Source organism: Pseudoalteromonas sp. SIMBA_162 (assembly GCF_046535955.1).
Taxonomy (GTDB): domain Bacteria; phylum Pseudomonadota; class Gammaproteobacteria; order Enterobacterales; family Alteromonadaceae; genus Pseudoalteromonas; species Pseudoalteromonas marina.
The window spans coordinates 102,335-123,131 of the sequence record NZ_JAWJBQ010000008.1 but is presented as its reverse complement, the minus strand read 5'-3'; the positions used below and the strand labels follow the sequence as shown (position 1 = coordinate 123,131).

The 20,797-nt window shown below is 40.7% G+C and carries 24 protein-coding genes; 16 read left to right on the top strand and 8 right to left on the bottom strand.

Features of this window, described 5'->3' with window-relative positions:
* Nucleotides 1-13 precede the first annotated feature (13 nt).
* The 5 genes from serA to metK form a co-directional block, all read right to left on the bottom strand.
* The gene (gene serA, locus R0J88_RS08255; RefSeq protein WP_006791939.1) at nucleotides 14-1,243 is read right to left on the bottom strand and encodes a phosphoglycerate dehydrogenase; all 1,230 of its coding nucleotides are present in this window, start codon (nucleotides 1,241-1,243) and stop codon (nucleotides 14-16) included.
* Nucleotides 1,244-1,252: 9 nt separating this feature from the next.
* Nucleotides 1,253-1,906 carry a ribose-5-phosphate isomerase RpiA gene (rpiA, locus tag R0J88_RS08250; protein ID WP_058428471.1) on the bottom strand — a complete coding sequence of 218 codons (654 nt, stop codon included), beginning with the start codon at nucleotides 1,904-1,906 and terminating at the stop codon, nucleotides 1,253-1,255.
* A 53-nt stretch (nucleotides 1,907-1,959) separates the two neighbouring features.
* Nucleotides 1,960-2,556 carry a 5-formyltetrahydrofolate cyclo-ligase gene (locus tag R0J88_RS08245; protein ID WP_410899640.1) on the bottom strand — a complete coding sequence of 199 codons (597 nt, stop codon included), beginning with the start codon at nucleotides 2,554-2,556 and terminating at the stop codon, nucleotides 1,960-1,962.
* Between the two features lie 20 nt (nucleotides 2,557-2,576).
* On the bottom strand, nucleotides 2,577-3,125 hold the full coding sequence (locus R0J88_RS08240; protein WP_006791942.1) for a hypothetical protein: 549 nt from the start codon (nucleotides 3,123-3,125) through the stop codon (nucleotides 2,577-2,579).
* A 163-nt stretch (nucleotides 3,126-3,288) separates the two neighbouring features.
* The gene (gene metK, locus R0J88_RS08235; RefSeq protein WP_006791943.1) at nucleotides 3,289-4,440 is read right to left on the bottom strand and encodes a methionine adenosyltransferase; all 1,152 of its coding nucleotides are present in this window, start codon (nucleotides 4,438-4,440) and stop codon (nucleotides 3,289-3,291) included.
* Between the two features lie 305 nt (nucleotides 4,441-4,745).
* Here metK and tkt point away from each other — a divergent pair, with 305 nt between their 5' ends.
* The 8 genes from tkt to R0J88_RS08195 all read left to right on the top strand — a co-directional run bounded on the left by tkt (nucleotide 4,746) and on the right by R0J88_RS08195 (nucleotide 13,206).
* Nucleotides 4,746-6,737 (top strand): transketolase, encoded by a 1,992-nt coding sequence (tkt, locus tag R0J88_RS08230; RefSeq protein ID WP_203984545.1) that lies wholly within the window; start codon nucleotides 4,746-4,748, stop codon nucleotides 6,735-6,737.
* Nucleotides 6,738-7,084: 347 nt separating this feature from the next.
* Nucleotides 7,085-7,399 (top strand): pyrimidine/purine nucleoside phosphorylase, encoded by a 315-nt coding sequence (locus tag R0J88_RS08225; protein WP_006791945.1) that lies wholly within the window; start codon nucleotides 7,085-7,087, stop codon nucleotides 7,397-7,399.
* A gap of 180 nt (nucleotides 7,400-7,579) precedes the next feature.
* Nucleotides 7,580-7,936, top strand: a complete 357-nt coding sequence (gene hpf / locus R0J88_RS08220; protein ID WP_006791946.1) for a ribosome hibernation-promoting factor, HPF/YfiA family — start codon at nucleotides 7,580-7,582, stop codon at nucleotides 7,934-7,936.
* Nucleotides 7,937-8,078: 142 nt separating this feature from the next.
* Nucleotides 8,079-9,314 (top strand): NRAMP family divalent metal transporter, encoded by a 1,236-nt coding sequence (locus tag R0J88_RS08215; protein ID WP_410899639.1) that lies wholly within the window; start codon nucleotides 8,079-8,081, stop codon nucleotides 9,312-9,314.
* 71 nt (nucleotides 9,315-9,385) lie between these two features.
* Nucleotides 9,386-9,841, top strand: a complete 456-nt coding sequence (locus tag R0J88_RS08210; protein ID WP_410899638.1) for a GNAT family N-acetyltransferase — start codon at nucleotides 9,386-9,388, stop codon at nucleotides 9,839-9,841.
* Nucleotides 9,842-9,858: 17 nt separating this feature from the next.
* Nucleotides 9,859-10,269, top strand: coding sequence for a GNAT family N-acetyltransferase (locus R0J88_RS08205; protein ID WP_410899637.1), 411 nt, complete (start codon nucleotides 9,859-9,861; stop codon nucleotides 10,267-10,269).
* Between the two features lie 178 nt (nucleotides 10,270-10,447).
* Complete coding sequence (locus tag R0J88_RS08200) at nucleotides 10,448-12,637, top strand: putative Ig domain-containing protein (protein ID WP_410899636.1); 2,190 nt, start codon at nucleotides 10,448-10,450, stop codon at nucleotides 12,635-12,637.
* Between the two features lie 377 nt (nucleotides 12,638-13,014).
* Nucleotides 13,015-13,206, top strand: coding sequence for a DUF3185 family protein (locus R0J88_RS08195; protein ID WP_410899635.1), 192 nt, complete (start codon nucleotides 13,015-13,017; stop codon nucleotides 13,204-13,206).
* A gap of 92 nt (nucleotides 13,207-13,298) precedes the next feature.
* Here R0J88_RS08195 and R0J88_RS08190 read toward each other — a convergent pair whose 3' ends face one another.
* From R0J88_RS08190 to R0J88_RS08180, 3 genes are read right to left on the bottom strand one after another with little or no spacing between them, the layout of a single operon-like run.
* Nucleotides 13,299-14,486 carry a vWA domain-containing protein gene (locus R0J88_RS08190; protein ID WP_410899634.1) on the bottom strand — a complete coding sequence of 396 codons (1,188 nt, stop codon included), beginning with the start codon at nucleotides 14,484-14,486 and terminating at the stop codon, nucleotides 13,299-13,301.
* Nucleotide 14,487: 1 nt separating this feature from the next.
* Complete coding sequence (locus R0J88_RS08185) at nucleotides 14,488-15,336, bottom strand: AAA family ATPase (protein WP_058428479.1); 849 nt, start codon at nucleotides 15,334-15,336, stop codon at nucleotides 14,488-14,490.
* Between the two features lie 52 nt (nucleotides 15,337-15,388).
* Nucleotides 15,389-15,613 (bottom strand): DUF1653 domain-containing protein, encoded by a 225-nt coding sequence (locus tag R0J88_RS08180; RefSeq protein WP_006791952.1) that lies wholly within the window; start codon nucleotides 15,611-15,613, stop codon nucleotides 15,389-15,391.
* A gap of 60 nt (nucleotides 15,614-15,673) precedes the next feature.
* Here R0J88_RS08180 and R0J88_RS08175 point away from each other — a divergent pair, with 60 nt between their 5' ends.
* From R0J88_RS08175 to R0J88_RS08140, 8 genes are all read left to right on the top strand, one after another.
* Nucleotides 15,674-16,153 (top strand): DUF2947 domain-containing protein, encoded by a 480-nt coding sequence (locus R0J88_RS08175; protein ID WP_410899633.1) that lies wholly within the window; start codon nucleotides 15,674-15,676, stop codon nucleotides 16,151-16,153.
* A gap of 74 nt (nucleotides 16,154-16,227) precedes the next feature.
* Nucleotides 16,228-16,860, top strand: coding sequence for a hypothetical protein (locus R0J88_RS08170; protein ID WP_006791954.1), 633 nt, complete (start codon nucleotides 16,228-16,230; stop codon nucleotides 16,858-16,860).
* 40 nt (nucleotides 16,861-16,900) lie between these two features.
* Complete coding sequence (ftsB, locus tag R0J88_RS08165; protein ID WP_006791955.1) at nucleotides 16,901-17,188, top strand: cell division protein FtsB; 288 nt, start codon at nucleotides 16,901-16,903, stop codon at nucleotides 17,186-17,188.
* The gene (gene ispD, locus R0J88_RS08160; RefSeq protein ID WP_410899632.1) at nucleotides 17,178-17,879 is read left to right on the top strand and encodes a 2-C-methyl-D-erythritol 4-phosphate cytidylyltransferase; all 702 of its coding nucleotides are present in this window, start codon (nucleotides 17,178-17,180) and stop codon (nucleotides 17,877-17,879) included. The genes ftsB and ispD overlap by 11 nt, the downstream gene beginning before the upstream one ends.
* Nucleotides 17,876-18,373 (top strand): 2-C-methyl-D-erythritol 2,4-cyclodiphosphate synthase, encoded by a 498-nt coding sequence (gene ispF, locus R0J88_RS08155; protein WP_008126885.1) that lies wholly within the window; start codon nucleotides 17,876-17,878, stop codon nucleotides 18,371-18,373. The genes ispD and ispF overlap by 4 nt, the downstream gene beginning before the upstream one ends.
* Entirely contained in the window at nucleotides 18,370-19,422 is a 1,053-nt protein-coding gene (gene truD, locus R0J88_RS08150) for a tRNA pseudouridine(13) synthase TruD (protein ID WP_006791958.1), read from the top strand. The genes ispF and truD overlap by 4 nt, the downstream gene beginning before the upstream one ends.
* Complete coding sequence (surE, locus tag R0J88_RS08145) at nucleotides 19,403-20,167, top strand: 5'/3'-nucleotidase SurE (RefSeq protein ID WP_006791959.1); 765 nt, start codon at nucleotides 19,403-19,405, stop codon at nucleotides 20,165-20,167. The genes truD and surE overlap by 20 nt, the downstream gene beginning before the upstream one ends.
* Nucleotides 20,157-20,795 (top strand): protein-L-isoaspartate(D-aspartate) O-methyltransferase, encoded by a 639-nt coding sequence (locus R0J88_RS08140; RefSeq protein ID WP_008126889.1) that lies wholly within the window; start codon nucleotides 20,157-20,159, stop codon nucleotides 20,793-20,795. The genes surE and R0J88_RS08140 overlap by 11 nt, the downstream gene beginning before the upstream one ends.
* Nucleotides 20,796-20,797: the final 2 nt, after the last annotated feature.

The window sequence follows — 20,797 nt, the reverse complement described above, 5'->3', positions numbered from 1 at the left end:
TTATAGATAATGTTTAGTGAAGAATACGCGCTCTAATTGTTCCTTCAACCGCACTTAGCTCTTTAAGCGCTACTTCAGAGTGGTCGGTATCAACGTCAATAACCACATAACCAATTGCTTCATCAGTTTGTAAGTACTGAGCTGCTATATTGATACCGTGCTGCGCAAACGCTTGGTTAATTTGCGTTAACACACCTGGGCGGTTGTGGTGAACATGCAATAAGCGACTACGGTTAGCAAGCTCTGGCAGTGATACCTCAGGGAAGTTAACGGCGGTAATTGTAGAGCCGTTATCTGAATATTTAGCCAATTTACCTGCCACTTCAATACCAATATTTTCTTGAGCTTCTTGAGTTGAACCACCAATATGCGGCGTTAAAATAACGTTATCGAAGTCGCGTAGTGGCGATACAAACTCTTCATCGTTAGATTTAGGTTCAACAGGGAACACGTCAATTGCTGCACCACTTAGCTTTTTCTCGCTAAGTGATTCTGCAAGGGCGTCAATATCAACAACGGTGCCGCGAGAGGCGTTAATTAAAATAGCGCCTTGTTTCATTACCGCAAGCTCTGCCGAACCGATTAAGTTTTTGGTTTGTGGTGTTTCTGGCACATGCAAACTAATTACATCAGAGCGCTGAAGTAGCTGAGTCAAGTTATGCACTTGTTTTGCATTACCCAGTGTTAGCTTATCTTCAATGTCGTAAAACTCGACGTTCATACCTATGTTTTCAGCCATAATACCTAGCTGAGTACCAATGTGGCCATAGCCAATAATACCCAACGTTTTACCACGTGCTTCAAATGAACCCGTTGCTGTTTTTAGCCACTCACCACGGTGAGCCGCAGCATTTCTCTCAGGTATACCGCGAAGTAAAAGCAGTATTTCACCAAGTACTAGCTCTGCAACAGAGCGTGTATTTGAAAATGGCGCATTAAATACAGCAATACCACGCTGGCGAGCGTTACTTAAGTCAACCTGGTTTGTGCCAATACAAAAACAACCAATGGCAATCAGCTTTTCTGCAGCATCTAAAACAGCTTCGTTAATATGAGTACGAGAACGCAGACCTACAAAGTGAGCGTCTTTAATACGTTCTTTAAGCTCGTCTTCAGGTAGCGATGTTTTAACGTAGTCTATATTGCTGTAACCATTTCGTTTTAGCGTTTCAACTGCGCTTTGGTGCACACCTTCAAGCAAGAGAATTTTAATTTTGTCTTTTGCTAACGATACCTTACTCATAACCTCATCCTATTTAATTTGAGGCCCATTTTTAGTGCCGATAATTACTTTATCAGCACCACGCATCGCAAATAGGCCATTGGTAACTACGCCAACAATTTGATTTATATCTGTCTCAAGTTGCTTAGCATTGGTAATATTTAAATTATATACGTCTAAAATAACGTTACCGTTATCGGTAACCACACCTTGGCGGTAGACTGGGTCGCCGCCTAACTTTAATAACTCACGTGCTACGTAGCTGCGCGCCATTGGAATAACTTCAACTGGAAGCGGAAATTCCCCCAATGTGTCCACTAGTTTGGTGTCATCAACAATACACACAAACTGCTTAGCAACTGCAGCCACAATTTTTTCACGGGTAAGTGCAGCACCACCGCCTTTAATCATTTCGTTTTGAGCGTTAATTTCATCCGCGCCGTCGATGTAAACATCGAGTGCATCGATATCGTTTAGCTCAAACACTTCAATACCGAGCTCTTTTAAACGTGCTGTAGAAGCTTCAGAGCTTGATACTGCACCTACTAAAGTGTCTTTAACTGTGCCAAGGGCATCAATAAAGTGATTAACGGTTGAGCCTGTGCCTACACCTACTATCGTGTTTTCTTTTACAAACTCGAGTGCAGCCCATGCTGCTGCTTTTTTTAATTCGTCTTGTGTCATTATTTTGTGCTCATGTATGTCAAATGTGTGCTGCAAGTATGCGAATAATCACATCACCAGCAGTAATTTTTGTTGGGTGTTATTATGGTTTTAAGCGGTACGTCCCAAGGCTCTATTGGCAATACATCAACTTTTTGGCACTCATGTGCAAGGCCTATAAGTCGTGGTTTTTGCCAGTTTTCATCGTGTAAACGAGCCAGTGTTCTATCGTAAAACCCACCTCCCATTCCTAAGCGATTACCTTGATTATCAAATGCAACTAATGGCATAAGTAAGTAGTCCAGCTCGGGTAAAGGGCATATTTGACTGCAATTTAGCTTAGGTTCAAAGATACCATAGCGATTTGCCTTCATGGGTGAGTTTTTCTCATAGCGCTGAAACAGCAAAGTGGCGCCATTAAATGGGTGTATTACTGGTAGGTAAATAACGTGATTTAAGTTCCATAATTCTTTAATTAACAAGGAGGTATCAAGCTCTCCGTCGTTACTTAAATAAATGGCGATATGTTGATTTTTAGCTGTTTTTTTTGTTTTTAAGTATTGAATAAAATTCATACTTAAAGATTGAGATGCTAAATTTTGCTGTTCATTAGACAAATTATTACGTAATTCGCGAATAGATTTTCTTATTTGGGCGCGTGAATCGCTCATTTTTCAAACTTACCAACTAATTAAAAAGCAAATAAAGCAGGAAACGCCAAGTACACCGCAAGTATAATAAGCAACGTAACAACCGTAGCTATTAACGAATAAAGCAATGCATTACTGCGTTTTTTAGGCTGAGTTATTAGCTCCTCGTCCAGTAATAGCTCTTCGTCTTGCCATTCGTCTTCATCTACTTCAGGGGTTTTTGTTTGGTTTTCAGGTAAGCGCTGCTCGAGGTCTTCGAGTTTTTCTTCTAGCCTGATTAAACTGCTGGTTATGTAGTCTAATGCGTCAAAAATACGCTCATCTCGCTGGCTACCACTTACCGTTTGAGTGGTTTTTTCAGTATTTGTCGATACAGCTTGAAGTTTACTTTTAATACCCATTCCAACAAGTAGCTTAGCTTGTTTTAATGCTTTGTTTTTATCGCTAGGCGCAAATAAAGGCTTACCTTTAAAAAATAAGGCTACTTTTTCTTCTGAGATTTTTAGTTTTGCCGCCAGTGTTGTACACGCTGTTTTTGAGTCAACGTTATCAGCGAGTCCAGCAAACATAACGCGAAAGTTATCGGTCATTTAAATATCCCTAAAGCTTTATAATTAAATGAGTATATACCTAAAGTATAAAAAAGTTCGAGGACCAATTAATAGTTATTTTTTAAACTATGAATTAGCGTTGCGTTACATAATTGCTAGCTATAAAAAAGGCCCTTAAAAGGGCCGTTTTTTTGCTTTAGTCCTAAAGACCCGCTGCTGCGCGAAGTGCGTCAGCTTTATCTGTGCGTTCCCATGGGAATTCGTCACGGCCAAAGTGGCCGTAAGCTGCAGTAGGAAGGTAGATAGGGCGCTCTAAATCAAGCATTTGAATTAAGCCGTAAGGGCGTAGGTCAAAATGTTCACGAATTAATTCGATTAAACGTGCTTCTTCTAATTTACCAGTACCAAACGTTTCAACACTAATAGAAGTTGGCTCTGCAACACCTATTGCGTAAGATACTTGTAATTCACACTTATCAGCAAGGCCAGCAGCCACTACGTTTTTAGCCACGTAACGTGCAGCGTATGCAGCTGAACGGTCAACTTTTGATGGATCTTTACCAGAGAAAGCACCACCACCGTGACGTGCCATACCGCCGTATGTATCAACAATGATTTTACGACCTGTTAAACCACAGTCACCCATTGGACCACCAATTACAAATCGGCCTGTTGGGTTAATAAAAAACTTAGTTGCGCTTGTGATTAGTTCAGCAGGAAGTACTGGCTTGATGATGGTTTCCATCACAGCTTCTACTAAATCGTTTTGAGAGATGTCTTCGCTGTGCTGAGTTGACAGAACAACCGCATCAATACCTACTGGCTTACCGTTTTCGTATGCAAAAGTAACTTGAGATTTTGCATCTGGACGTAACCAGTTAAGCTCGCCGCTTTTACGTACTTGTGCTTGACGTTGAACTAAACGGTGAGAATACGTAATAGGTGCAGGCATTAACACTTCAGTTTCGTTACATGCGTAACCAAACATTAAGCCTTGGTCACCAGCGCCTTGTTCTTCTGGGCTAGTACGGTCAACACCTTGGTTAATGTCTGGAGACTGTTTACCAATGGTGTTTAAAATTGCACACGAGTCAGCATCAAAACCCATGTCTGAGTGAGTGTAGCCAATTTCACGTACTGTTTTACGCGTAATTTCTTCTATATCAACCCATGCGCTAGTAGTGATTTCACCACCAACCATAACCATACCTGTTTTCACGTATGTTTCGCACGCAACGCGGGCATGAGAGTCTTGCTCTAGGATAGCATCAAGAACCGCATCAGAGATTTGGTCGGCGATTTTATCCGGATGACCTTCAGAAACAGATTCAGAAGTAAATAAATGTTTTGCCATTGTAATTATGCTCACAAATATTGCGCTTCACAAACGTCGGTATTAGCGCTAAAAAATTAAGGGGCGTATTTTATCTAAAACGAAACACCTTGCATAGTGTTTTTACGCCTAGACGTCTAAATTAAATTAGTTATGACATTATGGTCTTAAAAAATATTCATAATACCTCATTTTTATAGGGTTTTTAATTGCACACAGCCCCCACAATAAGTAAGAATGGTCGCAATAAAAGTGCTCTTGTAACTTGAGTACATAAACGAACACATAAATACCCGCGCAAATACATATATAAGGTAGGAGAATTCATGCCATCTCGCAAAGAACTTGCAAATGCTATTCGCGTCTTGTCAATGGACGCAGTACAAAAGGCCAAATCTGGTCACCCTGGAGCCCCTATGGGCATGGCTGATATCGCAGAAGTATTATGGCGCGATTATCTAAAACATAATCCATCAAATCCAGAGTGGGCAGACCGAGATCGATTTATACTGTCAAACGGCCACGGTTCAATGCTTATCTATTCTTTATTGCACTTAAGTGGTTATGATTTACCGTTGGACGAAATTAAAAACTTCCGTCAAATGCACTCTAAAACACCAGGCCACCCAGAATACGGTTATGCGCCAGGTATCGAGACCACTACGGGCCCACTAGGCCAAGGGATCACAAATGCGGTAGGCATGGCAATTGCTGAAAAAGCGCTTGCGGCACAATTTAACCGTGAAGGTCACGACATTGTTGATCACCATACCTATGCATTCATGGGCGACGGTTGTTTAATGGAAGGCATTTCGCATGAAGCCTGTTCGCTTGCCGGCACATTAGGCCTTGGCAAGCTGGTTGCTTTTTGGGATGACAACGGCATTTCTATTGATGGTGAAGTTGAAGGTTGGTTTAGCGATGACACACCAGCACGTTTTAAAGCGTACGGCTGGCACGTAATTAGTGACGTTGATGGCCACGACAGCGATGCAGTAAGTGCTGCAATTAGCGAAGCAAAAAGCGTGACTGATAAACCAACACTAATTTGTTGTAAAACAATTATTGGTTACGGTTCACCGAATAAATCGGGTAGCCACGACTGTCACGGTGCACCACTTGGCGATGACGAAATTAAAGCATCGCGTGAGTTTTTAGGTTGGACGGGTGATGCATTTGAAATCCCTGAAGACATTTACGCACAGTGGGATGGAAAAGCTAAAGGCCAAGAACTTGAATCAAGCTGGGACGAAAAGTTTGCAGCCTATGCAAAAGCATTCCCAGAGCTTGCAGCTGAGTACAAACGCCGTACAAATTCAGATTTACCTGCCGACTGGGCTGAAAAGTCACAAGCGTATATTGAGCAGTTACAAGCAAACCCGGCAAATCCAGCATCTCGTAAAGCGTCACAAAATGCATTAAATGCATTTGGTCCATTATTACCAGAATTTATGGGCGGCTCTGCCGATTTAGCAGGTTCAAACTTAACAATTTGGGAAGGCTCTAAAGGCCTAACAGCGGACGATGCAAGTGGTAACTACGTTTACTACGGTGTGCGTGAGTTTGGTATGTCGGCAATTATGAACGGTATTGCACTTCATAAAGGCTTTATTCCTTACGGTGCAACGTTCTTAATGTTTATGGAATACGCACGCAATGCGGTTCGTATGGCTGCATTAATGAAGCAACCAAGCATTTTTGTATACACGCACGATTCAATTGGTTTAGGTGAAGATGGTCCAACTCACCAACCAGTAGAGCAAATTGCCAGCATGCGTTTAACGCCTAACCTTTATAACTGGCGCCCGTGTGACCAAGTTGAGTCAGCAATTGCATGGCAACAAGCTATTGAACGTAAAGACGGTCCTACATCGTTAATATTCACACGCCAAGGTCTTGAGCAACAGGCGCGTGACGCACAACAGTTAAGCGACGTCAAAAAGGGTGGTTACATCCTTAGCTGTGACGGCAACCCAGAGCTAATTATTATTGCAACCGGTTCTGAGGTGCAATTAGCACAAGATTCAGCTACTGAATTACGCAGCCAAGGTAAAAAGGTACGTGTTGTATCTATGCCATGTACTGATGCATTCGAAGATCAATCGCCTGAGTACAAAGAAAGCGTATTACCAGCAAGCGTTTCACGTCGCGTAGCGGTAGAGGCAGGTATTGCTGATTATTGGTACAAGTATGTAGGCCTAAATGGCGCCGTAGTCGGTATGACCACCTTTGGTGAGTCTGCACCAGCTAACGAGTTGTTTGAGCACTTTGGCTTTACGGTTGAAAACATTGTAAGTAAAGCAAACGCACTTTTTTAATCGTTTTTGATTAAATAAGTTAAGTAACTTAAAAACCCGCCAATGTGCGGGTTTTTTTATGCCCATATATGAAACAACTTCATCTTATACCAATCCGCTTAATTAAGTGATCTATTTTGAGGATAGATAAACGTGTTGATAGCTAGGCAAAAAATTCGTTATTTAGTTGTTCTAAATGAGGATTTTTTAACGCAGATAGCGACACTTTTAGCCCCTGAAAATGATTAAGTATTATTGCGAATTGGTATTAAGCGTTACTGCTTTTCTTGCAAGAAAGTAAGCTATCAGGCAAGGTAGTGCGATAAAATTTATAAATAAAGATCTTTAAATTAATAGCAGGAGCTAAAATGTCTCAGTTTGAAAATGTAAGCGTAGTTAAAAAGGCCAACGTGTATTTTGACGGTAAAGTGTCAAGCCGTACGGTTGTATTTAGCGATGGAACTACCAAAACATTAGGCTTTATGCAGCCGGGTGAGTTTGTATTCGATACCAGTAAAAAAGAACTCATGGAGTTGTTAGGTGGCCAGTGGGATATTTTATTACCAGGGGCAAGCGAGTGGAAAACATTTAACGCGGGCGAATCGTTTAATGTAGACGCTAACGTAAGCTTTAAAGTAAAAGTAAGTGATTTTGCCGACTACTGTTGCTCGTACACAGATTAATAGCTAGCACAGCTAGACGTCTGAAAGCCCATGGTTTATGGGCTTTGCATAAACTTTGCGCAACACATGATTTAAATCACCAAAAACCGCAAATAAACCTCAAATATCTCTCTTTTTTCCTTGTGTTAATCTAAATAGCCCCCAATACTATTTATGAGGTAACAAATAAAAGGATACCCTATGAAAATTAATCTTTCTGGTCACCATGTTGAAGTTACTGACTCTATTAGAGAGCACATCAACGAAAAATTTTCTAAAATTGAGAGCCACTTTCCATCACTTATTTCTCTCGATATGATCTTGTCTAAAGAGCATCATAAAATCCAAGCCGAAATTAGCACTAATTACGAAGGTGCGCGAATATCAGTAAAAGGGGAAAACGAAGTAATGTACCCAGCTATTGCAAGCGCAGCTAAAAAACTCGATGCAGCACTAAAACATCGAAAAGGGCAAATAAAAGCAAATTTACACGAAAAGCCTGTAAGTACAACGCCAGAAATAGCGCACGAAATCATCCAAGAGATGGAACTAAAATAATATTTAGTCCCAAAGTACTATAAAAAAGAGCCTTACGGCTCTTTTTTATTGCCTTTAATTTAGGTAAGTTATGCAGCCTTCGGTGTTATTAATTGTGAAAATTAATAACCAGAGTGAATAACACACATAATTTGAGAAATTAATGCAGCAAACACACACTTCTTGGAAATCTCACGTAGGCGCACTAGGCCCTGGTATTTTAATGGCAACCGCAGCAATTGGTGGGTCTCACTTAGTTGCATCTACTCAGGCTGGCGCGCTATTTGGCTGGCAACTATTTTGGTTAATACTGGCTGTTAACGTATTAAAATATCCGTTTTTTCGCTTTGGTATGGAATACACCTTAGCCACTAAAAACAGTTTAGTAGAAGGCTATAAAAACAAAGGCCCGGTATATTTTTATAGTTTTATTGGCCTAAACATACTCGCTGCAGTTGTTAATACCGCAGGCGTATTACTACTTACCGCCAGCTTACTGCATTACGCACTGCCTGTAGTGATAGAGGTAACCCTGCTATGTTGGATATTGCTCGGTGTTTGCTTAGCCATATTATTGTTAGGTCACTTTAAAGCGCTTGATAGCGTTGCTAAAGGCATTATGGGGCTCTTAACGCTCGCTACTGTTATTGCGCTAGTTATCGCATTTAGTAACGGCCCAATGGCGCCAGCTGACTATATTGGCCCGCCACCGTACGAACTGGCTATGCTCAGCTTTATGGTCGCGTTAATGGGCTGGATGCCAGCACCCATAGAAATATCAGCCCTTAGCTCGCTTTGGCTTAAAGAAAAGCAAGCCCAGCAAGCGGTTACTAAAAGCCAAGGTTTGTTTGATTTTAACGTTGGCTATTGGCTAACAGCCTGCTTAGCATTGGTATTTTTTAGCTTAGGTGTGCTGGTGCAATACGGGCAAAGCAGCAGTATTGAGCTTGGCGGTGTTGCCTTTGCTAAACAGCTTATTGATATGTACGCACTCACTATTGGTGAGTGGGCAAGGCCGCTGGTATCAGCCATTGCGTTTTTGTGTATGTTTGGCACTACGCTCACCGTGCTTGACGGCTACGCCCGCACGCTTAACGAGTCACATAAATTGCTTGGTTTTAAGCAATCTCAACACAGTTTAAATATTTGGCTTGTACTGCAAGCACTTGCAGGCATGGCCGTTATTTTATTTTTTAAATCAGCTCTTGGCCCCATGCTTACCTTTGCCATGACACTTGCTTTTGTAACCACCCCCGTTTTTGCATGGCTTAACTTTAGCCTAGTGCGCTCAGAGCCCACCATTAAACATAGCGCACTATTGCGCAGCTTAACGTGGTTAGGCTTAGTGTATTTAGTTGGTTTTGCTGTTGCGTTTGTGGTGTGGAAGCTAGCAGCCTAAATATAGCCACTTACTTTAGGGCTTCAATTAAAGCCCTAAAATATAAAATTTTAGGATTAAACGAGGCATAAATGGATATTAGAACAGGCGAGCTTTCAAACCCACACGTTATTAAGCTACTACAAGCGCATCATAACGATATGCTAAAACACTCCCCCATAGAAAGCATACATGCACTTGATGTAACTAAACTCACTCAGCCCAATATAACCTTTTATAGCTTATGGATTGATAATAACTTAGCGGGTGTCGGCGCATTAAAAGCGCTAAATACAACGCATGGCGAAATTAAATCAATGCGCACCTCAAGCAACTATTTACGCCAAGGCATAGCGGCTAAGTTACTCACGCACATTATTGAGCAAGCAACACGGCGAGGGTATAAAAAACTTAGCTTAGAAACCGGCACTGCTAAGGCATTTTTACCTGCACAAAAGCTTTACGTCCAATTTGGTTTTAAAGAGTGCGAACCGTTTGGGAATTATGAGCCAGACCCGTATAGCTTGTTTATGAGTAAATTCCTTTAAAGTGAGTAGAGGATATTATGGGTTATAAAGTTGAACTTAAAGCTCCAGCACTGGATGAATTCGCTAATTTACGTAAACAAGTAAAGTGGCAAAACCCTGACTATAAAACATTAAAAGCAAGCATCGAAAACTCACTTTTTTGGGTCACTGTATACGACACTGATAAGTTAATAGGCACTGGGAGAGTGATTGGTGATGGCGCAATGTATTTTTATATTCAAGATATAATTGTTGCGCCAAGCTATCAAAAACAAGGCATTGGTCATTTAGTTATGACCCACATTGAAAACTACTTAACCAACACTTGTTCTAATGGCGCTACAGTAGGTTTATTAAGTGCTCACGGTAAAGAAAGCTTTTATACACATTATGGTTATGTAAAACGTGATGGCGATAGTTTAGGGTTTGGAATGTGTAAGTTTTTTTAAATAGTATAAAAAATTTCGTAGATAGAGAAATCACCTTTAACCTTTTCTTTCAATGCTTTTAAGTTGCTAAACTTATTTACAAAGATCTCATTTTTCCATATCTACTTGTTAAATAAAGGTTGTTTTAATGTTTTTTTATGATTAATATCTTTGCCGTTGATAAATATAAGGAAATATAATGGAACATCAATTTAAACTCAAATCCCTACTTGTTTTACCTCTTGTAACTATTTTAACCGCATGTGGCTCTTCAGATTCAAATGAGAAAGCGACTAATAATGAAGTTGCTATTGTAAATAATGCGCCTCTAATAACATCTGAAGCGGTAACCTCTGCTATCGAAGACAATACTTATACTTATTTAGTTGAAGTTCAAGATGATGGAGATGATTTGACGTTTACACTCAGTTCATTCCCAGAGGGTATGTCTATATCTGAAACAGGCTTAATTGAATGGCTTCCTACCGAAGGAGTATTAAGCTCAGGTGAAGTAGTTGTTGCCGTTAATGACGGGGAAAATGATAATGTAATTCAATCATTTGAAGTAGTCGTTACTCCGGTTAATGATACCCCTGTATTATCCCTCATACCAAATCAAACAGTTAAAAGTGGGGATGATTTTAGTTTTCAATTAGTTTTGACTGATCCTGACGATAATATAGAAAATGGTGACTTCTCGTTTTCAGTTTCCCCTGAAATTGAAGGAATGGAAATAGATCAAAACGGTGTAATTACTTATCAAGCCAGAGCTTCAGAGACAACTGAGTATAACTTAACAGTTGAAGTGAGAGATGGACAAGAAGATGGAGTATTACCTGTAAGAGCTTCATTCATACTTGATGAGCAATTCTTTCAAGGTATTTCAGCGGTTATAAAAAATTACTACACTGAAGATGTAATTCCAAATGCAGATGCTTTTTTGACGAATGGTAATGAAATCCTAGCTGATTCGGTCTCTGATGAAAATGGGATTGTTACATTTTCTATCCAAGATATATACATTACTGAACGCATGTCTATTATCAGTGACGCTTCTGGCTTTGCTGAGATGGCTATAGGCTTAAATGAAGAGCAAATAGACTTGTCTAATAATATCTTATTACAACCTGTTCAGGCTGAGATATCGTTTGATCCAACTATCGAGAATAATCTTTCAGTTGAGGATTTTGTACTTGTAGAGTTACCTGCTAACAGCTTGCAGCGAGCGGATGGGACTTTAGCTACAGGACTCGTCAATGCAGAGCTCACAATTATAAACCCTGCTATTGATATTAACCTTATGCCCGGTGAAATGATTACTAAAGATGTTAATGGAGAGATTAAACCTATTGAGTCTTTTGGAGCGATAACGGTTACTTTTGAAGATGCTGATGGCGTTGAACTTAATTTGACTGAAAATATGCAAGCCAAAATAAATATTCCAGCTGTTGGTGAGCTAGATGGAACGGTACCTTTATATTACTTTGACAATAACTCTGGCCTTTGGATAGAAGAGGGGCAGGTTGAGTTAGTATCTGGACCACAAGGAAATTACTATTCCGGAATGGTTTCCCATTTTACTACATGGAATGCTGATCGGATATATGAAACTATTTTTATAAATGGTTGTATTGAAGACAAGGATCAAAATCGACTTGAAGGTGTACAAATTAATTCAGAAGGCAGGGACTATATAGGTTCGTCATCAGCGGTTACTGATGAAAATGGCGACTTTTCAATACCTGCAAAGATGAATAGTACTGTTCTTATTTCATCTTCGGCTGGTATTCAAAGTCGTACATTTTCTATTGATACTTTTAATACTGATATTACTCTAAGTGAGTGTGTTGTTTTAAATGAAGCATTTACTAAGATAAAGTTAAATTGGGGATTAATGCCAACTGATTTGGATTCTCATTTATGGGGGCCTTCAAGTACGAACGGCGAACAGTTCCATATTTATTTTGGAAATGAGCAAGTAATAGTAAACGACGTAGTTATGTTTTTAGACGTTGACGATGTCACTAGTTATGGCCCTGAGGTGATCTCTATACCAGAGTTTGCTTTACCAGGAACATACTCTTACAAAGTACATAATTATTCTGGTACTCCAGAAATTGACTCTGATACGACTAAGGTTGAGTTATTAATTGACGACCGTAGGTATGTGTTTACTCCACCTAGTGAAGGTGCAGATGAAATGTGGCATGTTTTTGATTTAATTGTAAGTGAAGTAGGGAATGTGCAAGTCAATAAGGTAGATATATTTGAACCTTATTACTTTTATTCGAGTAACTCTTTAGTTCCAAACTCTAATATTGAGCCAAAAATTAAGTATTATGAAAGCATTTATAATAAACTGATAACTGGTAAGTATTACGCTAAGTAATATATTTACGAGCCTCTTTTATTAAGGGGCTCGCTTCTAAATATTTAACTCATATAGCCCTTTATTTTCAATAAACTCCTCGACTGCGCAATTGAAACCGTAAACTAACATTGATTGTTATAACTCTGTTTATTATACCTGACTACACTTGCGATGATTAAAATGTAGAGTTATTCAGAGGGTACTGTTGGTTAGCAATCTGTATATATTGGATGTAAATAATAACTTCAAAGGTTGTATTTTTACACTTAAAAAATAGTTATGACTTTCTATATTATCTGTTCAAGTTACGTTAACTACCTAAGGTGTGCGTTAACTATATAGCGGTGTTGGTACTTAACTGATTCAGGTAAATAGTAGTAATATTTGGAGAAAAAATGAATAATAAAATTTTAGGAATAGTACTTGTAGTAGTTGGCGCAGCATTAGCTACGTGGGGCTACAATGTTTACGATGCAGCTGCGTCGCAAATCAGCAGAACATTAAGCGGCGATACGCCAATTGAAGCGTGGGCTGGTATGGTCGGTGGCGCTATTTGTGTTCTAGTCGGTATTTCACGGTTAAAGTAAATTAGTCATATTAGATTTCTCAACAAAATCCCCCCCATTTTATTGAGAATATATCTTTATAATTTAAGAATGCATTTTATTAATACTCAGTATTAACTCAGATCTTTTATCGCTCTACTTATCCCATCCAAGCTCAGCGCGTACATGCGATTGTTCATTAGCTCTTTTATAAAGCCAATTGATTGATAATACGGCCAGTGTTCAACCGGTTGTGGGTTGAGCCACGCTACTTTATCGAAATGGTTAGTTATGCGTGATAACCATGCACTGCCTGGCTCTTCGTTGTAGTGCTCTACCGAGCCGCCAGGGTAGGCTATTTCGTATGGGCCCATAGTGGCATCACCCACAAATATGACTTTGTAGTCGCTGGTAAATTTATTAATCAGCGTCATGGTGTCGATGATGTTTGAATGGCGGCGTTGGTTATCCTGCCAAACGTGCTCGTATAAACAGTTATGAAAGTAGTAAAACTCTAAATGCTTAAATTCACTGTGGGCTGCGCTAAATAATTCTTCGCAGGTATGAATGTAGTCATCCATTGAGCCGCCAATATCAAACAGCATTAATACTTTTACCGCATTGTGGCGCTCGGGTGCCATTTTTACATCCAGCATGCCGCCTTGCTTGGCGGTTGCGCGAATGGTCTCGTTTAAATCCAGGGTGTCACTTGCGCCGGTGCGGGCAAATTTGCGCAGCTTTTTAAGGGCGAGTTTTATAGTGCGTGAGCCAATTTCGCGGTCTGAGTCTAGGTTACGGTATTCGCGCTTGTCCCACACTTTTACCGCTTGGCGGTTGCGGTTGCCGTCTTGTCCTATACGCACGCCCTCAGGGTTATAACCATACGCGCCAAAAGGAGATGTACCACCGGTGCCTACCCATTTATTACCGCCTGCGTGGCGTTTTTGTTGCTCTTCTAAACGCTCTTTCAGGGTTTTCATGAGCTCGTCGAGCCCGCCCATCGCTTTTAGTTGGGCTTTTTCTTCATCGCTTAGGTTTTTTTCAAACTCTTTGCGTAGCCAATCTTCAGGTAAGTTGTGCTGTTGCTTTAAACTCTCGAGTAGGTCTAAGTCGGCAATACCGCTAAAATAGTCGCTAAAGGCTTTGTCGAAGCGGTCAAAATGGGTTTCGTCCTTTACCATTATGGTGCGGGCCAAATGGTAAAAGGCATCTACGTCTGCAAATATAACGCCTTTTTTTAAGGCGTTAATTAAATCGAGTAGTTCGCGCAGGCTTACCGGTAAGCGGTATTCACGTAATTTGAAGAAAAACGCAATCAACATATTAACGGCGGCTCATGAACGCAAGTTTTTCGATGAGGCTTATGTCTTGCTCATTTTTAAGCAGTGCGCCAAACATCGGCATTAAGCCGCCTTTTTGGCTTTTGTCGTGTAATGTTTTAGCGTCTATATCCTCTGCCATTAAAAGTTTTAACCAATCCAGTAATTCGCTGGTCGAGGGCTTCTTTTTAAGGCCGTTGGCTTCACGTAAGTTAAAAAATACTTCTAATGCTTGGCGTACTAAATCTTGTTTAACGTTAGGGTAATGTACATCAACAATTTGCTGCATTTCCTCGCTGCTTGGAAAGTCAATATAATGAAAAAAACAGCGGCGTAAAAAGGCATCAGGCAGCTCTTTTTCGTTATTTGAAGTGATGATCACAATAGGGCGCTCTTTTGCGATAATGCGCTCACCTGTTTCGTAAACGTGAAACTCCATTTTATCAAGTTCGAGCAGTAAATCGTTTGGAAACTCAATGTCGGCTTTGTCTATTTCGTCAATGAGTAAAACGGGGCGTTTGCCGTTAAGCTCGGCATAGGTAAATGCTTGCCACAGCTTACCTTTAACAATGTAGTTGCCAATATCATGCACGCGCTCATCACCTAGCTGGCTGTCACGCAAACGCGATACGGCATCGTATTCGTATAAACCTTGCTGTGCTTTGGTGGTCGATTTAATGTGCCACTGAATAAGCTCGGTGTCTAAACTTTTCGCAAGCTCTTCGGCCAGCATCGTTTTGCCTGTACCAGGTTCACCTTTAATAAGTAATGGTTTTTCAAGCATAATAGCAGCATTTACAGCCTGTTTTAGCGAGCTGCTTGCGATGTAATTGTCAGTAGAATTAAATTGCACGGTGTACCCTTGTCTGGTCTGAGCAGTATTGAATGGGGTTATAATGCCACAGTTAATCTGCAGGTCCAAGGTAGGCAAAACGAGGTATAGTTTTGCCCTCTTTTTCAACGGTTTCTAAAAACATACTAAGTGGTCGTGCCCAAATACCGAACTCACCATATAAGGCTTGGTATATCACCAATTGTTCGTCTGTTTCGCTATGTGTTGCCTGATATAAAACTTTGTACTGCGGGCCTTTGTAGTGTTGATATAAACCCAGTTTTAGTGCTGTAGTCATGCTTCAATCTCTTGTATAATTTGTGTTTGCACTTTTAATGCTAACTAATTTGCCAATATTATGAACTATATTTCGTTAGATGATTACAGAAAAGCGTGGGTTTTTCGCCATAAAGACATTCCGGTATCAAGTGATGACGCAGCTAAAATAAAAGCAATGAGCGACGAGCGCGCTGCTGTGCTTTGGAGCACAATGGTAAGCCGGGAGTTTGACCACCCCGACTTTTTTGATGACAGTATGTGGTGCGGTCAAGATAAAAGTTTTAGTGATGAAGTTAACTGGGAAGCAGCTTGGGAAAATGGCGATGCTTTACCACCTCAAGAAATTTTAGAGTTTTTAGGGTGGGAAGCAAATACCACGGTATATTTTTGTATGGCGCGCGATAATGTTATTGAAACAACGTTTGACGTATTTAAACGTAATTGGCAAAACTTTATGTTTTTAGCCGATGGCAGTTTACTAGTTGGTAAAAAGCGCAACAGTGTTGTGCAATTTTTAGAGTCGGGTAAAGCTAAGTTAGGTGAAAAACCAAGCGCTTAATTTATTATGTGTGCTTAAAAACTATTCAGTACTATGTTATAAAACAGTTATCTGAATGTTTTTGAGTAAAGCAATTGGTCGCGAAAAATCAGTCACTTGGTGAACAGCAGCAAGTTGAAATTTGGCAAACTGATGCGCAAAAGGCGCTTTATGCGCAGTTGTGCAATGCATTTTATCAGCGAGAAGTTCAGCGTTTAGTCGCCGAACCTAATGCCGATAAGTTGCGTAGGCAGTTAAAAAGTTTGCCTTATTACATTGAACGAGCTGCATCGCTTGTAGTAAACGGGCATTCGCCTTTTACGCTTGATGCACAAAATGGCTCGTGGCTCGAAAAACAAAAAGCAACGCCGCCCGATGTAAATAAACAAGCCAATGAACTTTTTTTTCAAGCGCATGCCAAAGTGGGACTAATTGTTCCGGTGATAGTAAACCAGTACGACAAATTACACCTTAGGATAGACAGTATTGATCAGGTGTCTGAAAACAAGTTGCATTGCAACGAGCTAGGGTGGTTTGATTTTTTAGGCAACGGCCTAGAGCAGCAATATGCACAACTTTTAAAGCCAAGTAAGTTGAGTTTAGCTGCAGCGTGCTGTGGGCATCAGTGGCAGTTTTCAAAGCGTTGCACACCACGTGTATTATCATTACGTGAAATGCTACTGGCAGGGAACATTAATTGGCGCAATATAAAACGCCCATTAGCTTAGTTAAGTTAAAACTTTTAAATTATTAAATAAGGAGTGTTAAATGCGTGTTTTTCAAGTGTGCTTACTGTGCTTAGCACTGTTTGTTCAATACAGGTTATGGTTTGGTCAAAATGGTGTGCAAGATTACTCGCGCTTAAAAGGGGCAGTGGCAACCCACCAAGACACTAACGAAAAGTTGATAAAACGTAATAAAGTGCTCAAAGCCGACATAGAAGATTTAAAGCTTGGCCTTGAAGGCATTGAAGAACGTGCCCGAAACGAATTAGGAATGATTAAGCCGGACGAAACATTTATTCGTGTTTTACCGGGCAACCAATATGAGAAATAAACAAACTATCGTTGCGATTGTACCCGCAGCAGGTGTAGGCAGCAGAATGCAGCACAATGCACCTAAACAATATATACAGTTAGCGGGTAAAACAATTTTAGAACACACCCTAACTAAACTATCTCAATTACCACAACTACAAACTATTGTTGTTGCCCTTAGCGATACAGACCCATACTTTGATGAACTACCATTAACCGATGCGCGCATTGTTCGTTCAAGTGGTGGCAAAGAACGTGCTGATTCAGTACTTAATAGTTTGTTATTTTTAGCACCCAATCCTCCTGATTGGGTATTAGTGCACGATGCAGCGCGCCCATTGGTTGACCTAGCAGACATAGAGCGCCTTATCAGTGAGTGCCTTAGTGCAAATGAAGGCGGAATTTTAGCCACTAAAGTAAAAGACACCATCAAACGCGGCGATACACACTCAAAGCAAACCGTACCAAGGGATGATTTATGGCAAGCGCTTACCCCTCAATTTTTTAAGTACAGTGACCTTAAAAATGCGCTGCAAAATGCGCTACAAAGTGGGGTGCCTATTACCGACGAAGCCAGTGCAATTGAGTGGGTAAACAAACCAGTAAAACTTATAGCGGGTCGTAGCGATAATATTAAAATAACCACGCCAGAAGATTTAGCTTTGGCAGGGTTTTTATTAAATAAACAACAAAACGAGAGTGCAGTATGATACGAATTGGCCATGGTTTTGACGTACATAAATTTGGCGGCGAAGGCCCGTTAACTATTTGTGGTGAAAAAATTGATTACCCACAAGGCTTTTTAGCACACTCAGATGGCGATGTAGCTATTCATGCATTATGTGATGCTATTCTAGGTGCACTCGCTATGGGCGATATTGGTAAGCACTTTCCTGATACAGCGAGCGAATATGAAAATATAGACAGCCGCATTTTGCTTCGTCATGTTGTTAAGTTAGCTAAAGAGCAAGGCTATGTATTAGGAAACGGCGATGTCACCATTGTGGCACAAGCACCAAAAATGCTGCCGCACATACAGGCTATGCGTGTAAATTTAGCTAATGATTTAAACTGCGACCTTAGCCAAATAAATGTTAAGGCTACAACAACTGAAAAGTTGGGTTTTGAAGGACGTAAAGAAGGTATTTCTAGTCATGCCGTGGTTATTATGAGTAAAGAGCTTGCGAGTACAAAAAACGCATGAGCGACTTAAATTATTTATACGGCGCACCGCTTTCAAAAGCTGACTTTAAAACCACTGCAGAAGACTTTATGGTAGATGAAGATCTAGGTATAGAGTTTACAGGTAACGGTGAGCATGTATGCTTGCAGGTGGTTAAAAAAGGCGAAAACACACAATACGTGGCTAAAATTATCGCGCAAAAAGCCGGTGTATCCCCTCGCGATGTAAGCTACGCGGGCATGAAAGATCGTCATGGTGTATGTAGCCAATGGTTTAGTGTAAAAGTGCCCATTAAAAAGCATATAGATTTTACAGAGTTAAATAGCGAAAGCATTTTTATAGTGTCGCAACAGCGCCACGAGCGTAAATTACGCACCGGTTGCCACAAGGGCAATAAATTTACCATTACCCTTCGTAATGTTACCGAGCCGCTTGATATATTATGCCGCATAAATGCTGTGCGTGCTGGTGTGCCAAACTACTTTGGTGAGCAGCGTTTTGGCCGCGATGGGCATAATTTGGTTATGGCCGAAAAAATGTTTGCCGGCGAACGTATTCGCGATAAAAAGTTACGCGGTATTATAATTTCAGCTGCGCGTTCACATATTTTTAATCAACTTGTAAGTTTACGTGTGAAAGAACACGGTTTAGCTAAAACGATGCACCGCGAAGTATTTATGCTCAGCGGCAGTAATGCATTTTTTGAAGATGCAATTAACGACGAAAACATAGCACGTTTGGCCTCTGGTGATATTGTAATGTCGGCACCAATGGCAGGCAAAAGTGATAAAGGGTTAACTGAGCAAGAAAAAATATGGCTTAAACCCTATCAGGCTTGGTGTGAAGGCCTGGGTGAATTAGGGCTTAAAAACGAGCGTAGAATGTTGCGTTTGATTCCTGATAACTTGGCTGTAGAAACACTTGATAACACCACACTTAAGCTGAGCTTTGGTTTACCTAAAGGATGTTTTGCAACCGCATTACTACGTGAGCTGGTGGACTATACAGATGCAAGTCCAAAAGAGCGAAAAGAAAAGGATAATGGCATAAATGAAGATACTGTTAAGTAACGATGATGGCGTTAATGCTAAAGGCATAGCGGTCTTATATAACGCGCTTACAAAAATTGCAGACGTCACTTTGGTGGCACCAGATCGCAATTGCAGTGGTGCAAGTAACTCGCTCACATTAATGAACCCATTGCGTGCAACAACTCTTGAAAATGGGTTTATGTCAGTTAATGGTACGCCAACCGATTGCGTTCATTTAGGTGTTAATCAGCTTGTTGACCAAAAACCAGATTTAGTTGTGGCAGGCATTAATCATGGTGCCAATTTAGGTGATGATACGCTTTATTCAGGCACTGTTGCTGCAGCGACCGAAGGTCGTCATTTGGGGTTGCCTGCTATTGCAGTTTCACTTTGCTCACACAATGGCGAGCACTTTGAAACAGCGGCCGCGGTAACAGTTAATATAATTAAAGAACTTGCATCGCACCCATTACCAAAAGACCAAATTATTAATGTTAATGTGCCAGATGTTCCACTAAGTGAATTAAAAGGTGTGCAGGTTACGCGTTTAGGCGCTCGGCATAAAGCTGAAACTATGACCAAGCAAACAGACCCTTGGGGTCGAAGTATTTACTGGTATGGCTCGCTTGGCACAGAGAGTGATGCAGGTGAAGGAACTGACTTTTACGCCATTAATAATGGTTTTGCATCGGTGACACCACTCAGTGTTGATATGACCGCACATAATAGCATTAAGGCAGTTGGGGACTGGTTATCTAATTTGGAGATAAATCGTGCTCGCTAATTACACGCGAAGTGCGAAAGCGTTATCAGATTTACTTAAACGCGAAGGTGTTGAGGATCAAGGCGTACTTGATGCCATTGCAGGTATACCTCGTCATTTATTTATTGACGACGTATTGCAGCACAAAGCTTATGAAAATACAGCGCTACCTATTGGGCAAGGGCAAACTATTTCGCAGCCTTATATTGTAGCCCGTATGACGGAGCTTTTGAGGTTGGCCGGCGTGCGCGATAAAGTATTAGAAATCGGCACGGGCTCTGGCTATCAAACAGCGGTATTGGCTAAAACGTTTACTAAAGTATATTCTGTTGAGCGGATCAAAGCTTTGCAATGGCAGGCTAAACGGCGTCTGCAGCAGCTTGATTTATACAATGTAACAATGAAACATGGAGATGGCTGGCAAGGTTGGCAATCTCAAGCACCATTTGACGGTATTATTGTTACCGCTGCGGCTGCTACCTTACCTCAAGGTTTGTTAAGTCAACTCGCCGATGGCGGTGTATTATTAGCGCCGGTTGGCGAAGCTGATCAAAAATTAATAATGGTTATTCGAAAGGGCGAAAGCTTTACAGAGCATGTTATTGCACCAGTAAGATTTGTACCTTTGGTACCTGGTGATATTGAATAGGA